The organism is Paenibacillus sp. CMM36, assembly GCF_053570945.1.
On the sequence record NZ_JBSEDY010000005.1, the window covers coordinates 199,721 to 213,770 of the forward strand.

General features: G+C 49.2%; 11 protein-coding genes and 1 pseudogene. 4 read left to right on the forward strand and 8 right to left on the reverse strand.

Annotated elements, in window-relative coordinates:
* Positions 1 to 97 precede the first annotated feature (97 nt).
* From ACWA2B_RS12960 to ACWA2B_RS12985, 6 genes are all read right to left on the reverse strand, one after another.
* The gene (locus tag ACWA2B_RS12960; protein WP_449292270.1) at positions 98 to 715 is read right to left on the reverse strand and encodes a hypothetical protein; all 618 of its coding nucleotides are present in this window, start codon (positions 713 to 715) and stop codon (positions 98 to 100) included.
* Entirely contained in the window at positions 687 to 1,559 is an 873-nt protein-coding gene (locus tag ACWA2B_RS12965) for a glycosyltransferase family 2 protein (protein ID WP_449292271.1), read from the reverse strand. The genes ACWA2B_RS12960 and ACWA2B_RS12965 overlap by 29 nt, the downstream gene beginning before the upstream one ends.
* A 72-nt stretch (positions 1,560 to 1,631) precedes the next feature.
* Positions 1,632 to 2,363 (reverse strand): sugar phosphate nucleotidyltransferase, encoded by a 732-nt coding sequence (locus tag ACWA2B_RS12970; protein WP_029518275.1) that lies wholly within the window; start codon positions 2,361 to 2,363, stop codon positions 1,632 to 1,634.
* Positions 2,360 to 3,160, reverse strand: coding sequence for a glycosyltransferase family 2 protein (locus ACWA2B_RS12975; protein WP_029518274.1), 801 nt, complete (start codon positions 3,158 to 3,160; stop codon positions 2,360 to 2,362). Before ACWA2B_RS12975 ends, ACWA2B_RS12970 begins: the two co-directional genes overlap by 4 nt.
* A complete protein-coding gene (locus ACWA2B_RS12980; RefSeq protein ID WP_029518273.1) occupies positions 3,157 to 4,092 on the reverse strand; it encodes a glycosyltransferase family 2 protein in 936 nt (311 codons plus the stop codon). Before ACWA2B_RS12980 ends, ACWA2B_RS12975 begins: the two co-directional genes overlap by 4 nt.
* Complete coding sequence (locus ACWA2B_RS12985) at positions 4,089 to 5,018, reverse strand: glycosyltransferase family 2 protein (RefSeq protein ID WP_029518272.1); 930 nt, start codon at positions 5,016 to 5,018, stop codon at positions 4,089 to 4,091. Before ACWA2B_RS12985 ends, ACWA2B_RS12980 begins: the two co-directional genes overlap by 4 nt.
* 559 nt (positions 5,019 to 5,577) lie before the next feature.
* Here ACWA2B_RS12985 and ACWA2B_RS12990 point away from each other — a divergent pair.
* Both ACWA2B_RS12990 and ACWA2B_RS12995 read left to right on the forward strand, forming a co-directional pair.
* The gene (locus ACWA2B_RS12990; RefSeq protein WP_069012639.1) at positions 5,578 to 7,356 is read left to right on the forward strand and encodes a M4 family metallopeptidase; all 1,779 of its coding nucleotides are present in this window, start codon (positions 5,578 to 5,580) and stop codon (positions 7,354 to 7,356) included.
* A gap of 468 nt (positions 7,357 to 7,824) precedes the next feature.
* The gene (locus tag ACWA2B_RS12995; RefSeq protein ID WP_449292272.1) at positions 7,825 to 9,624 is read left to right on the forward strand and encodes a M4 family metallopeptidase; all 1,800 of its coding nucleotides are present in this window, start codon (positions 7,825 to 7,827) and stop codon (positions 9,622 to 9,624) included.
* Between the two features lie 130 nt (positions 9,625 to 9,754).
* On the opposite strand, the gene ACWA2B_RS13000 is transcribed toward ACWA2B_RS12995, so the two are convergent.
* Both ACWA2B_RS13000 and ACWA2B_RS13005 read right to left on the reverse strand, forming a co-directional pair.
* Positions 9,755 to 10,534 (reverse strand): WIAG-tail domain, encoded by a 780-nt coding sequence (locus ACWA2B_RS13000; RefSeq protein WP_209949721.1) that lies wholly within the window; start codon positions 10,532 to 10,534, stop codon positions 9,755 to 9,757.
* Positions 10,535 to 10,647: 113 nt separating this feature from the next.
* Positions 10,648 to 11,810: pseudogene (locus ACWA2B_RS13005) on the reverse strand (glycosyltransferase family 4 protein).
* Between the two features lie 204 nt (positions 11,811 to 12,014).
* Here ACWA2B_RS13005 and ACWA2B_RS13010 point away from each other — a divergent pair.
* Positions 12,015 to 13,142 (forward strand): YheC/YheD family endospore coat-associated protein, encoded by a 1,128-nt coding sequence (locus ACWA2B_RS13010; protein WP_449292273.1) that lies wholly within the window; start codon positions 12,015 to 12,017, stop codon positions 13,140 to 13,142.
* A gap of 88 nt (positions 13,143 to 13,230) precedes the next feature.
* Positions 13,231 to 14,028 carry an archaetidylserine decarboxylase gene (gene asd / locus ACWA2B_RS13015; RefSeq protein ID WP_029518267.1) on the forward strand — a complete coding sequence of 266 codons (798 nt, stop codon included), beginning with the start codon at positions 13,231 to 13,233 and terminating at the stop codon, positions 14,026 to 14,028.
* The last annotated feature ends 22 nt before the right edge of the window (positions 14,029 to 14,050 follow it).

Genomic DNA, 14,050 nt, shown 5'->3' on the forward strand with positions numbered 1-14,050 from the left:
CGCCGTGCGGAACGCACGAATTACCTACGGGCTTTCCGCTACTACAGCGTATGCCGCAGCGAGTAGTCGGTTCCGCCTAAAAGCGCCTATTCGATCATCACAAATGCCCTCGCAACACTGGTGGAGCAATAATAGGCTGCTTCTCCGTCAATGCCGACAATTCTTCGGAGGACAAAAATTGAATTGGATAGTCCTCAGCCCGCCAGCTCATCACAGCGTAGAGGGTAAGGAATGGTCTTTTCCAGCCGTTGCCGATTTGGTACAGTTGCCCACCTTCAGCATACAGTAACTCGATCCAGCGCTTACGTTGAGCGGGGATATGAAGTGTGGGCAACATGGACATGTTCCCCAGCTCAGGAGCCGCCAGCACAGGCAAGGGTTCCTCTGGCGACTCAGCTACAGGTGCATCAGTGCTGCCGGAAACTGTGACCTCCGGCTTCCCTACCAAGGGAAGTGCCAACAAGTCCAGCTGAGACAATCTGACAGGGCGCACGTTTTCACCTCCCGCAGCACTGACTCCATGCAGATACCGCCTTCTTCCCGGCTCTAACCGAAATACTACACCGGACGGTCCCTGAACAACCGCTCCGATGGGGTAAAAGCTTGCCGCTGATACGTGTGTTTCCTTATCTGTTGAGATCTGGCCGTCCGTCTCCGCTGTACTGAATTTCAGGGTGTGAAACAGCTTATCCGCATCCCCCCCACTTTTGTACAAAAAAGGATCGGTTCCGGCTGCTTTCCTCCATTGAACCGCTTGTTTCGGTCGTTAGAGGAAAACCATACACCGTATCCCGATCTCTTTCTTCATAATGGATAAAAGCATCTCCGGCAATTGCCATACGTATCCCCAACAAACGCACACGCAGTAGCCAATCTGCATGGGCCTCCTCAATACTGTGGCAGCCTTCGTCCCAGTAGCCCGTTTTTTTCAGTGTCTCTCTGCGCAGCAATAAACAAAATCCAGCCAAGCTTTCGGTCTCTCGCCATGCATCCGGTTTGGGAACATTGAAGGTCATGGCAAATTGACGTGCTCCATTTTCGTTCATATCAGGAACCTCAATCTGCTGTTCTTTGAATGGACCATTCGTTACAGGCCCAACAACACCCATACACGGATCGCTGTGTAAACACCCTAACAACCGATCCAACCAGCCGGGGGTCACCATGGAGTTTTGATCCAGTACCACAATAGTAGTGCCTTTTGCCATCATCAGCCCCTGATTCAGGCTACCTATCATTTGCACATCCTTTTTTAACAGCGCATAACGCACAGCGATGCTTTTACGGAGCAAATAGGTGGATGTCCCGTCCGTCGAGCCGCAGTCCACTACAATAATTTCGTGAGGATGGCTCGTATTCTCCTCAATACGGTGAATGCATGCACGGAGCTGTTGAAGCTGATTGCAGGACGGAATGATAATACTGACGCCTTCAAATACTTTGCCGAACGAAGCCTGACCCAACCTGTTACCTTGCTCCTGGCCCCTTTTATATCCTGACCAATAGCCTTTCTTTCCGAGCCGCTTGCTGTGTTTCCTTTGCATATTCAGGCGTTTCATGCCGTTCACTCCTCCGGGTGGCATTATGCCTATACTATATGCCTGGCCCGGTAGGATGGTGTTTCATTGAGATCAAGGTAGAAGTCCTTTCATTTTCAATCCAGCTTCCTGAAGGGAATCGAAGGTTCCTGCGTCGCTCCAATAACGCCGTAAAATATCATATTCCAGCTTGCCTTCAGCAGCATAACAGTTGTTAACATCCGTGATCTCAAGCTCACCACGTGCCGAAGGTGTAATTTGCCGGATTTTATCGAACACGGCAGTATCGTACATATAGATACCCGTAACGCAATATTTGGATTGGGGATGCTGCGGCTTTTCTTCAATCCGCGTAATGCTCTCCGGGCGCTCAGGATCAAACACGGGTACCCCGTAACGACGGGCATCTGCCACCTTTTTCAACAACACTCTGGCGCTCCCCGGGGGCTGTTGCTTGAATCGTTCGATCACAGGTCCCAAGTCTTCCTTGAACAAATTATCACCTAACAAAACAGTGAATTTCTCTTCTGCCTGCATATAGCTTCTTGCCAGTTCGAGTGCTTCCGCAATGCCGCCCGCCTTTTCTTGAATCCGGTATGTCAGTTGGACACCATAATCACTGCCACTGCCCAAAAAATCGGTATACAGTCCGGCCGATTGTTTACCAATAATAATAAGCATATCCGTGATCCCGGCCTGTCGCAGCCTCTCGATACCATATACGATCATGGGATACTTGCCGACCGGAAGCAGATGCTTGTTGAGTAATGTAGTCAACGGATGAAGGCGCGATCCGGTTCCTCCTGCGAGAATAACCCCTTTCATATCTTCCTTCCTCCTTCGACAGCATGTTCAGTGCATACAACCCCAGCGTTTCCAGTTTCGATGAACATTCTGGGATCTATGCTCCATTTCTCTATAAACAAACGATAGTTCCGCTCGATCAGCTCTTCGATCCAGGAAGTTTCCGAGCGTGAGAAGCTCGCATTCCCCTCGTGATAGACAAAACAGTCGTTGCACATGAGCAGCTTGTAGCCATGCACACGTGCGCGCAGACAATAATCGTCATCCTCATAATGTCCGGGACTGAACCGTTCATCCAGCAATCCGATCCGTTCCATCAGATCACGCCGGAATAACAAACAAAATCCGACCAACCGCTTAACCTCCTGCCACCTGGAGGGATTACTTACATTATTCTGCTCCGCATATCTCAGACAGCTGGCCAAATCTCCTTCCAAGCCGTGTATCTGCTGAATACCGCTGACGCAATTCGTCACCGGTCCCACCAATCCCACGATGCTTTCGCTCTGCAATGCAGCTAACATATTCGATAGCCATCGCCGCGTAACCGTCACATCATTGTTTAAAATAACGAACTGGTCACCTGAAGCCAGCCGGAGCCCCGTGTTACATGCTGCTGGAAAGCCTTTGTTTTCAGGAAGACGTATACTGATCAGCCGCTCGGATGCACAAAAATCATCCGTTCCGTCATTCGAAGCGTTGTCCACAACAATGATTTCATACGGTACATCTATCGTATGTGTCCGAATCGCCTCAATGCACGGCTTTAACAGATGCAGGCCGTTATAAGTCGGAATAATGATGCTCGTCAGACTCATAGCTTATTCCTCCCTTTGGCAACGTCTACCCGTGTTGGAACAGGCCCGAGCGGGGAGTACCCGGCTACCTGAAACACCGCCGTCAGTGCCTCTGCATGGTCACCGACGATCAACTGTTCCATAGCGTTCCCTTTGCCAACATTGAAGGTCCGCTTACGGTTCGTTTTAATGACATCAACAGCATGTACTGCCGCCACGATCATGCCATACAGAATTGCCATGGCGTGGGCTTTTGGCGGTACGGCAAGCACGGCTGAGCCAAGCTGATCCAGTAAACGCCGAGATAATGCATGCGGTACCGCGGTCAATGAGCTTGCTCCCAAATCCGGTCTGCGCAGTACGCGATTCAGGAATGCTTTGCACCGTGTCACGCTGTCTTGCTGGGCATAGGGGGGCAAATGTCTGCCCAGATCATTAAGCGCGACATCCGTTCCCTGATCCACCGCGTGGAGAAAAGGCAGCAAATCAGATGCTGGAATCGGCAAATCTCCGTCCACGAACAGCACAATATCAGCCTGCGTCATACGCGCGCCTACTGCACGGCCAACATCATGCCCCAGTCGATCGGGCACGTTGACGAGAGTCACATTAGGATGATGTTTGGCTACGGTGGAGCGCGTGCCGTCCGTGCAGCCGTTCAATACGACAATGATATCCGTAAGCGGGAGTTTTTCCAGCTCGCTCAGCACCCGTTCAATCGTAGCCTCTTCATTACAGGCGCTGACCACGGCCGCTGCGGTTCCCTGTAATACAATATCTCCCGGAACTTCGCGTTCCACAGGTGGAGTCACTTCGGTCATTCCTGTTGCCCGAGGTGTGGGCTTTCTCACCCTACGGCTATGCATTGAAGTCGTCGTTCCTCGTTTTCGCTGAACACGTCTGATCCCCCAGCTCGGTTCTTCACGCTTCCCTCTGCGATACGGTCTACTCACAGTTTCACCTCGTCTCTGATCCGTTTGCGCTCCAAATCCGTAAAGCCCGCACGCGTTCCCAGATGCGATGTAAGCCAGGCAATGGCATCCAGATGATCCTGAACAATTACACCTGCCAGCGGGTCCTTGCCGTTCTGTTTTTTACGTGTCGCATTTATTTTACCGACAGCTATTCCATATACAGTCACCACTCGTAACCCGGAAGCGATGGACATAGCTTGAAATAAGGGAGGTTTCTCCAAGGGCTTTGGACCTATTTTATTTAGAGCCTTTTGACTAATGGCGTGTGGAATGCCAGTCATAGACGCTCCCCCTAAATCAGCACGATTCGACAAGATATTCAATACATGCTTTGCCTCCACTACAGGATGTACGGGCGTACGATTCACAGGTCCATGGTAATCATTCAGCACCACATCCGCTCCTGCACATATGGCGTGTATAAACGGTCGGAGTCTAACGCAGGGAATGACGATATCCCCATCCAGGAAAAGCAGGATCTGTCCGGATGCCGCCTCCGCTCCAACACGACGGCCAACATCATGTCCGAGCGGTTCCGGGAAAGAAAGTACACGAGCTCCCGCCGCTGCTGCCACCTTCGCCGTTCTATCGTGTGATCCGTTCTCAACGACGATAACCTCTGTATGTGGATGGACACGGCGCGCCTCGCGAATCACAGCTCCGATTGTTTTTTGCTCATTCATGGCCGGAATAATGACAGATACGAAAAACTTTCCCACTGATGACGGTCCAGATGGTCGCTCTTCGCCGATCTGTGCCCCTCTCTCCGTGTCGAGTACCTCCCTCATGGCAGGGGTCTTATGCATGTTCGGCATTCGTAACGGCAGCCACATCTTAGAATGATAGTATGCGCCGGAATGCCGCCTCCGTTTGATCTTGTATCCAGCTCTTCCCTGCTTCTTCATGCTCCCGTCTCACCTCCCTTCCTGCTGTATAGATGGACAGCATGATTAGGACAGTTCAACATAACCTATGCGGTCCAAAAGCCGTGTGTAACGGCAAGCGTGGAGTCTTTTCGACATAGCAATTTTCGACTTTATTTTACATAACTTATTAATCCTATTAAATAAGTGAGTTATTAGGGTCTAAAGATTCATTTTGGATAAATTTGTGACATAGATCTTCTCGTCTGTCATTCTCTGTGCTAATATCAGAGCCAGATGATGGGAGTTCAAAAAATCAACATTAGTTTTTTTTGCATAAGTCATTCTTTTCCATTATCCACCATTATTCTATTTTCTTTATATACGACAGGAAAGGAGGAGTTTGTCACCTTTTTAGGCCACATGCTTCATACTGCAGTACCCTCTTTTCACGTACGCTTCATGAAAAACACTTCGGTATTTCTCTTCATGTTCCATTTTCTTCTATTCCAGACGACAACACGACCTACATAAATGGCGCAATGCCTTATTCAAGACAGGATGATTCATCCTGACATTAATCGAGGAGAGTGAATTTTTAATGAAAAAAGTATGGGTTTCGCTTCTTGGAGGAGCTATGTTGTTAGGGTCTGTCGCGTCTGGTGCATCAGCGGAGAGTTCCGTTTCGGGGCCGACTCAGCTTACACCGACCTTTCACGCCGAGCAATGGAAAGCCCCTTCCTCGGTATCGGGTGACGACATTGTATGGAGCTATTTGAATCGGCAAAAGAAATCGTTATTGGGTGCGGACGACTCTAGTGTACGTGAACAATTCCGAATCGTTGATCGCACAAGCGACAAGTCCGGTGTGAGCCATTATCGGCTGAAACAGTATGTAAACGGGATTCCCGTATATGGAGCTGAACAGACTATTCATGTGGGCAAATCTGGTGAGGTCACCTCTTACTTAGGAGCGGTGGTTACTGAGGATCAGCAAGCTGAAGCTACGCAAGGTACAACTCCAAAAATCAGCGCTTCTGAAGCGGTCTACACTGCATATAAAGAAGCATCTGCACGGATTGAAGCCCTCCCTACCTCCGACGATACGATTTCTAAAGATGCTGAGGAACAAAGCAGTGTAAGCAAAGACACTTACGCCGAAGCAGCTAACAACGAAAAAACGCTATCCATTGATAAAGACGAGCTGAGTCTTGATAAAGCGTCTGCCTTGAAAGATAGCAAAATTGAAGCGGTGGAGACAGAAAAAAGTTCCATTGCCAAAATCGCTAATCTGCAGCCAGAAGTAGATCCTAAAGCCGATCTGTACTTCTATCCTAAAGGGGATGACCTGCAGCTGGTTTATGTAACAGAAGTCAATGTTTTAGAACCTGCCCCACTGCGTACTCGCTACATTATTGATGCCAATGATGGCAGCATCGTATTCCAGTATGACATCATTAATGAAGCGACAGGCACAGGTAAAGGTGTGCTTGGTGATAGCAAATCATTCAACACGACGGCTTCCGGTAGTAGCTACCAGTTAAAAGATACAACACGCGGTAATGGTATCGTGACTTACACGGCCTCCAACCGCCAAAGCATCCCAGGTACCCTTTTGACCGATGCCGATAATGTATGGAATGATCCAGCCGGCGTGGATGCCCATGCATATGCTGCCAAAACATATGATTACTATAAGTCTAAATTTGGACGCAACAGCATTGACGGACGCGGGCTGCAACTCCGTTCGACAGTCCATTACGGTAGCCGCTACAACAACGCCTTCTGGAATGGCTCCCAAATGACTTATGGAGACGGGGATGGTAGCACATTTATCGCCTTCAGCGGGGACCCCGATGTAGTGGGACATGAACTTACGCACGGTGTCACAGAGTATACTTCGAATTTGGAATATTACGGAGAGTCCGGTGCATTAAATGAAGCTTTCTCGGACGTTATCGGCAATGACATTCAGCGTAAAAACTGGCTTGTAGGCGATGATATTTATACGCCAAACATTGCAGGCGATGCTCTTCGCTCTATGTCAAATCCTACGCTGTATGATCAACCAGATCACTATTCCGACTTGTATAAAGGCAGCTCCGATAACGGTGGCGTTCATACGAACAGCGGCATTATTAATAAAGCCTACTATTTATTGGCACAAGGTGGTACTTTCCATGGGGTAGCTGTAAATGGAATTGGCCGCGATGCAGCGGTCCAAATTTACTATAGTGCCTTTACGAACTACCTGACTTCTTCTTCTGACTTCTCCAACGCACGCGCTGCTGTGATCCAAGCGGCAAAAGATCTGTACGGTGCGAACTCGGCACAAGCAACTGCAGCTGCCAAATCTTTTGATGCTGTAGGTGTAAACTAAATCATATACGCTATAATCCTCATATTCTCGTCCATAGACCGTTGCCGTTGTGCAACTGTCATGTGGCCCTACTCATACAATGGACGAAAAAATAGGGGTGCAGTGTACAAGTCTGCGCCCCTTCCCCCCTTATTTATGGCGTCCCCTCAAAGGGGCGCCCTTTTCATATTCATAGAGTCCCTCCGATCATTTTCGACTAAATAAGACAAATAAACCGTAAATCAGGGACTAAAGATTCATTTTGGGGTATTTTGTAAAATTAATCTTCTCGTTCGACAACCTCTGTGCTAATATCAGAGCCGAGACGATGAAATTGCAAAAAAAATAAACCTTAATATTTTACATAAGGTCATTTTTATCCAGCCTCTTCACGTTTCAAAGGAGCAACAAGACTTACATATATGACGCTAGGCTTCTGCAAACAGGGTGTTTTTTACCCCAACATTAATTAAGGAGAGTGAGTATGAATTGAAAAAAGTATGGGTTTCACTTCTAGGAGGAGCTATGTTATTAGGAGCCATTGCGCCTGGAGCCTCCGCAGCTGAAAATTCTGTTCCCGATCCGACTCAGTTTACGCCAACATTCCAAACGGTGAACTGGAAGTCTCCTTCAACGGTAACAGGCGACAATCTGGTCTGGAGCTTTTTAAATCGACAACAAAAAACATTATTGAGTCTGGACGATACCCACATCGGTTCCCATGTGCGCGAGCAATTTCGTATCGTGGATCGCACCAGTGACAAATTTGGTACAAAGCATTATCGGTTAAAACAATATGTAGACGGAATTCCCGTATTTGGAGCCGAACAGACCATCCATGTGAACAAGTCTGGTCAAATCACCTCTTATTTGGGAGCTGTCATTTCAGAAAATCAACAAGCCGATGCTAAAGAAAATACAACTCCAAAAATCAGTGCTACTGAGGCTGTATATACCGCTTATAAAGATGCAGCTATACGGGTTCAGTCTCTCCCTTCCTCCGCCCCAATCGTTCCTGAACCTTACGAGGGTACAAGTAGTGTAAGTAAAGACACTTACGGAACAGCATCTAACAATGAATTTTCAATCTCTGTTGATAAGGACTCCTTGGATTTGGATAAAGCAGCTGAACTGGAGAACAGTACATTGGAAGTGGTAGAGCCTGCATCCTCTATTCCCAAGATTGCCAATCTGGAACCAAGCGTGGACCCTACAGCAGAACTGTACATCTATCCCGATGGAGACTCCACACGTCTCGTCTATGTAACCGAAGTTAATACTCTACAGCCCACTCTGCTGCGCACACGTTACTTTATTGACGCTAATGACGGAAAAATCGTATTCAAGTATGACATTCTTAACGAAGTAATCGGCACAGGGCGCGGTGTATTCGGCGATACCAAAACATTTGAAACCACAGCCTCGGGCAAGAAGTATCAACTAAAGGATACGACTCGTGGTAAAGGAATCCTAACTTATAACGTCCACAACACCGAGACGCTCCCCGGCACCCTGTATACAGATTCCGATAACGTATGGGAAGATCCTGCTGCGGTGGATGCCCACGCTTACGCTATTCGCACTTACGATTATTACAAGGATAGATTTGGACGCGACAGCATTGACGGGCATAGCATGGCCATCGCTTCGGCAGTCCATTACGGCGCAAAGAACTACAATAATGCCCACTGGGGTGGCACTCACATGCTTTACGGAGACGGAGACGGCACGTTATTTGCCCCTTTTAGCAGCGACCTTGAAATTGTTGCCCATGAGCTGACACACGGTGTGACCGAGCATTCATCAGGGCTCGTGTATTTCGCTGAATCTGGTGCATTAAGTGAAGCCATCTCAGATATTATAGGCAACGACATTGAGCGTACCAATTGGGATTTCGGCAAAGTCGCTTATACCCCTAATATTAAGGGCGATGCCATTCGCTCCCTTTCCGATCCTGTCAAATACGGTCAAGTCGATCACTACAGCAATCTCTATCCTGATCCTAACAACGAGGATTATGGTGGAGCCCATATTAATAGCGGTATTATTAATAAAGCCTACTATCTACTGGCACAAGGTGGCACTTTTCATGGTGTCAAGGTAGATGGAATCGGACGTGATGCAGCCGTATATATTTATTATAATGCCTTCACCAATTATCTGACTTCCACGTCTAACTTCTCCACCGCACGTGCTGCTGTTATCCAAACAGCCAAAGACAGTTATGGTGAAAATTCAATAGCCGTAACCTCTGCTATGAAGTCTTTTGATGCCGTAGGTGTGAAATAAGTGTAATAATATAAACTTCCCCGATATTACAAGTCTACCCCCTTCTCTCTTATGTATACGGCGTCCCACTATGGGACGCCTTTTTTCTACTATAAAGTTGATTATGGACACTTATATTCCTGGCTTCTTATTATTGCCCCATCGCAATCCAAAGGACCAACCCTTCACATAGCGGACCTGAGTGTATGCGTTCCACAGTAAGTACTGCTGAATACCTCTGACGTTGTGTGACGGATACCATCACTCCCGGTATACTGGCATTGGCTGTGATTACATACTGTGTATCTACAAAAGGTTTCTCAAATACAACGCTCACTTCACCCCTATCCGCTTGTGCGGGGAGGTGAAAAGAAATGCTCCCATATTGAGGTGAAGCTATATGATCGTCAGAAGCCTCGTCACTGGTCGCTGATCCGTCGCGAATGGCATTCAAGTCTAATTCTTTCTCCGTATCGAAAGCTAGATCGATATCTTGCTCAGGCAAGACCACGCGCTGCTTTGGGCGGTGTCTTCCTTCCGCAATGTGAATACTGGTTATGGAACAATCCAGTAATGAATCTTGCTCTGCCTGATCTTCCATCGTAATAGACGGTTTATCGTTATCCATCCTGCATTCCGTATCTGACTCAGGCACAGACAACAGCAGTACAGATGCTCGATTCATCTGCATCGCTTCCTCTAGCGTTTTGGGAAGCTTATGCTTCTTCCATGCCGCTTCCTCTACAGCTTGAACCGAGGTATCCTTCTCTACAGGGGCAGGGACCGTTGCCGTCCCGCGCTGGCTCGGTCTATGACTGCCGGAAGTCGAAGCCGCTTTCTCCTTGTTAACACGGGGGGAGGGAACCGCATGGGAAAGGTTACGCCGTGCTGTTCTTTTATCCTTAGGGCTATGGTTCGTACGATGGTTCATGGTGACCGCTCCTTTGGCACAGGAGTGAACCAGCGGTCGCTCCGCTTCATTCACCCGGCTGGGAATCATGGCTAATGCCTATAAGATAGCCTATGCGCGTAACAGCGCCTACGTCACTCCGTTACGCAGTCCGTTATGATTTGTGCCCAGCGTTGTGCTGAGTGCTGCCACAAAATCGTCTCCGTACCTCGCCAAGTCCGGCTTCTCCCATCCGTCGTCGCAAGTCAGGTTGCTGGAGCAGCCTGATGATGGCATCGGCCATTTCCTGCTCACCGTGAGACGGATACACAAGCCAGCCTGTCTCGCCGTGTTGTACTACCTCTGGAATACCGCCGATTCGTGAAGCGACCACCGGCACTCCTGCTGCCATAGCTTCCAGATTGACCAGCCCGAAGGCCTCATCCTTCACTGAAGGAACAACAGTCACATCGGCTAGCTGATATAGCGAGGCCAATGCTGGATGCGGAACATAGTCTAGGAATTGCACATGCTTCCCCAACCTTAGTTTACGCACCTGCCGATGCAACGACGCCGTATACGGCGTGAGGCGGTCATGCCCGTAATAGGCACTACCTGCAATGAGCAGCAGTACGCCCGGGCAGGCGCGGACGACATGCCGCAGGGCCTTGAGCAGCCGGTGAACGCCCTTCCCTGGCATCAGTCTGCCCGCAAATAATACGATTTGGCGGCCTGACCAGCCGAAATCGTCCAATCGCGCCGACCTGGCCGCTTCTGCTGCTGGAGTCCACCGTGGCAGGAAATCGCCAGGATGGATACCCAGCTTGTTTACGACGATGCGTTTCCTGACTGCTTCGGAACAGTCAGAAGCTACGATTGCTCCCAAATACGCACTGTTCACAATAATGCGATCCATTGATGCCAGTAGCCTACCCATGTCCTTCCGTTCAAGGTGAGGCTCCCGGATGAACGTGGTCGAATGCAAAGTCAGCACAACTCGGCTATTGGGCAAAGCCTCGCGAATGGCATACGCAACTGCCGGGCGGTTGTGTACATCTACTACCGCTGGTGACCATCTCTTTAAATCGGCAATCACCTCAGAAATATAACCTGCTCCCCGCGTAAAACGCATACAGGGAATTCCGTCGACATCGCCATGATCCGATGCCTCTGCTCCCTTTATGCCATAGATCTGCGCCTGAAGCTCATGACTAGCCAGCGGTACCATGCGGGCAATTACCCGCTCCACAGAACTGCTGCGGGGCGAAGGTATAACAAAGGAGCCCGGTGTAACAACTGCTACCTTCGGCCTCTGCATCACCACACCTACTTTCTGACCTTATTCCAACACTCTGCAACACTCATCTTGTATCATATCGTCTGCCTCCCTGAAAGGTGCCTCGCTTCTAACTTTGGGCTTACCGCAAGGCTAGCGTCCATGCCTGGCCGATCTTTGATACATATGATGGACTACAATCACAGTATGATCAGTTGGAGTGCTACAAGGAGGGCGGACATACTCATGTTGCATGTCGGCGTCATGCTCAACCCGGCAACCTACCGGGGCATTCCCGCCATGAGGACGCGATATGAATCCATCGCCAATTACGAGGACGCCGGGTTAAGCTACGAGCTCATCCCCTGCTTTCTTCGTCTGGAGGATATTCATATAGCGACCGGAACATGCCGGGCTTTTGTTAAACACGGCAACGAGTATCGGCAAATGACTCTTCCGTTGCCGCCGGTCATCCACAATCGGACTCTCTATCGGCAAAATGAAAATGCTAGAGATATCAACAAGCTTGTACAAAAGGGATACTATATTTTTAATGAACAAAACCGTTTCCCCAAAGACCATATACATGCAATTCTGCAGGAAGACCCTCTGCTACGCATCCACCTCCCCAAAACCTTGCAAGGCAACCTTTCCTCCATCCATACCTTAATGGAGGAAACCGGAGATGTTGTCATTAAACCCAGTAGCGGTAGCGTGGGTAGAGGAATTATGCGTCTGCGGCATTCCCGCGGAGGCTGGACTTTGCAATGTGCACATCCTTCTATACCTGAGCGTTGGTCCACACTACGTTTGCATGTCGGAGAACTCCCGTTATTTCTACACAAACGACTGCTGCATGTGCCTCATATCGTACAGGAAACCATACCGCTTGCTTTGTACAACAATCGTCCGTTTGATATCCGTGTGACGGTTCAGCGCGGATATGGCGGTATCTGGGGTGTGACAGGCATGTTCGCTAAAATTGCTCCTTCCCACACCTTTGTCTCCAATGTGGCACAGGGGGGGACGGCCCGTTCCTTACTGGAGGTGTTATCACAAACAGAGACGGTTCAGACTTTGAACGCAGTCCGGTTAATGAATGAACTAGAGCGGCTCTCGTTACAAATCGTGCACCGACTGGCACAAACCCTTCCTCGTCTCGCCGATGTCGGTCTGGATCTGGGAATTACCCGTGAAGGCAAGATTGTTTTTATCGAATGCAACGGTCGTGACCAGCGCTATGGCTTCAGCCAGGCTGGCATGCACAATGTCTGGAAAGAAACATACACTCAGCCGATGGCTTACGCTCGTTGGCTTCTCGAACGGATGCCTTCGTCAGATACCGAACGTTCACCAGGCCGTCCACTGTATTGATTTACGTCACATTCTGTGTCAATATAGTTCAGAGCGGCCGGACAGGTTCCGGCCAAGACGGCTCGGAAATGAACAAGGGGGATCTGTAATGGCAAAACAGTGGCTGCGGCTCATGACGGAGCTATCATCGCGCAAGTGGGTGTGCCGGATTGTGGGCTCCTTCGCGCAAAGCGGTGCAAGCCGACTTTTTATCCCCACCTTTATACGTACGTACCAGATCCAGACGCATGAGGCTGAACAGGAATGGAAGGAATACCGTTCTCTGAACGCCTATTTTACACGCAAATTAAAAGCGGGCATGCGCCCGATTGATACGAACGCCGAGGTGATGACCAGTCCGGTGGATGCACGGATTACTTTCACTGGCCCAATTACGTCCGGCACTCTTTTGAATGTCAAAGGGCAGGACTATACGCTGGAAGAGCTTCTTAACCGCTCTCCGCGTCTTGAAAAATACACACACGGCTATGCTTTTGTACTCTATCTCAGCCCGACGGATTATCATCGCATTCATGCACCAGTATCCGGTACGCTGGTAGAAAAAGAGCATCTGCGCGGCAAGGTATACCCAGTGAATGACTTCGGCTTGCAGCATATGCGAGCAGTTCTTAGCCGCAATGAACGACAGATTACGTACATCGCCCACGAATACGGTGAGGTGGCGGTCGTTAAGGTTGGCGCAATGAATGTGAGTAGCATCAAATATACGGATGATAAAGCCGTCTCATGGACAAAAGGAGACGATCTCGCCTATTTCGAATTTGGGTCAACCGTCGTTTTGCTAACTGAGAACGGTACGTTTGAGCCAGACCCCGCATTGAAGCTGGGGGATGTGGTGAAAATGGGACAACGTCTGGGTTGCTTTCGACATGATCCCAAAGCATAAGTGAATATATCATAACAGGATT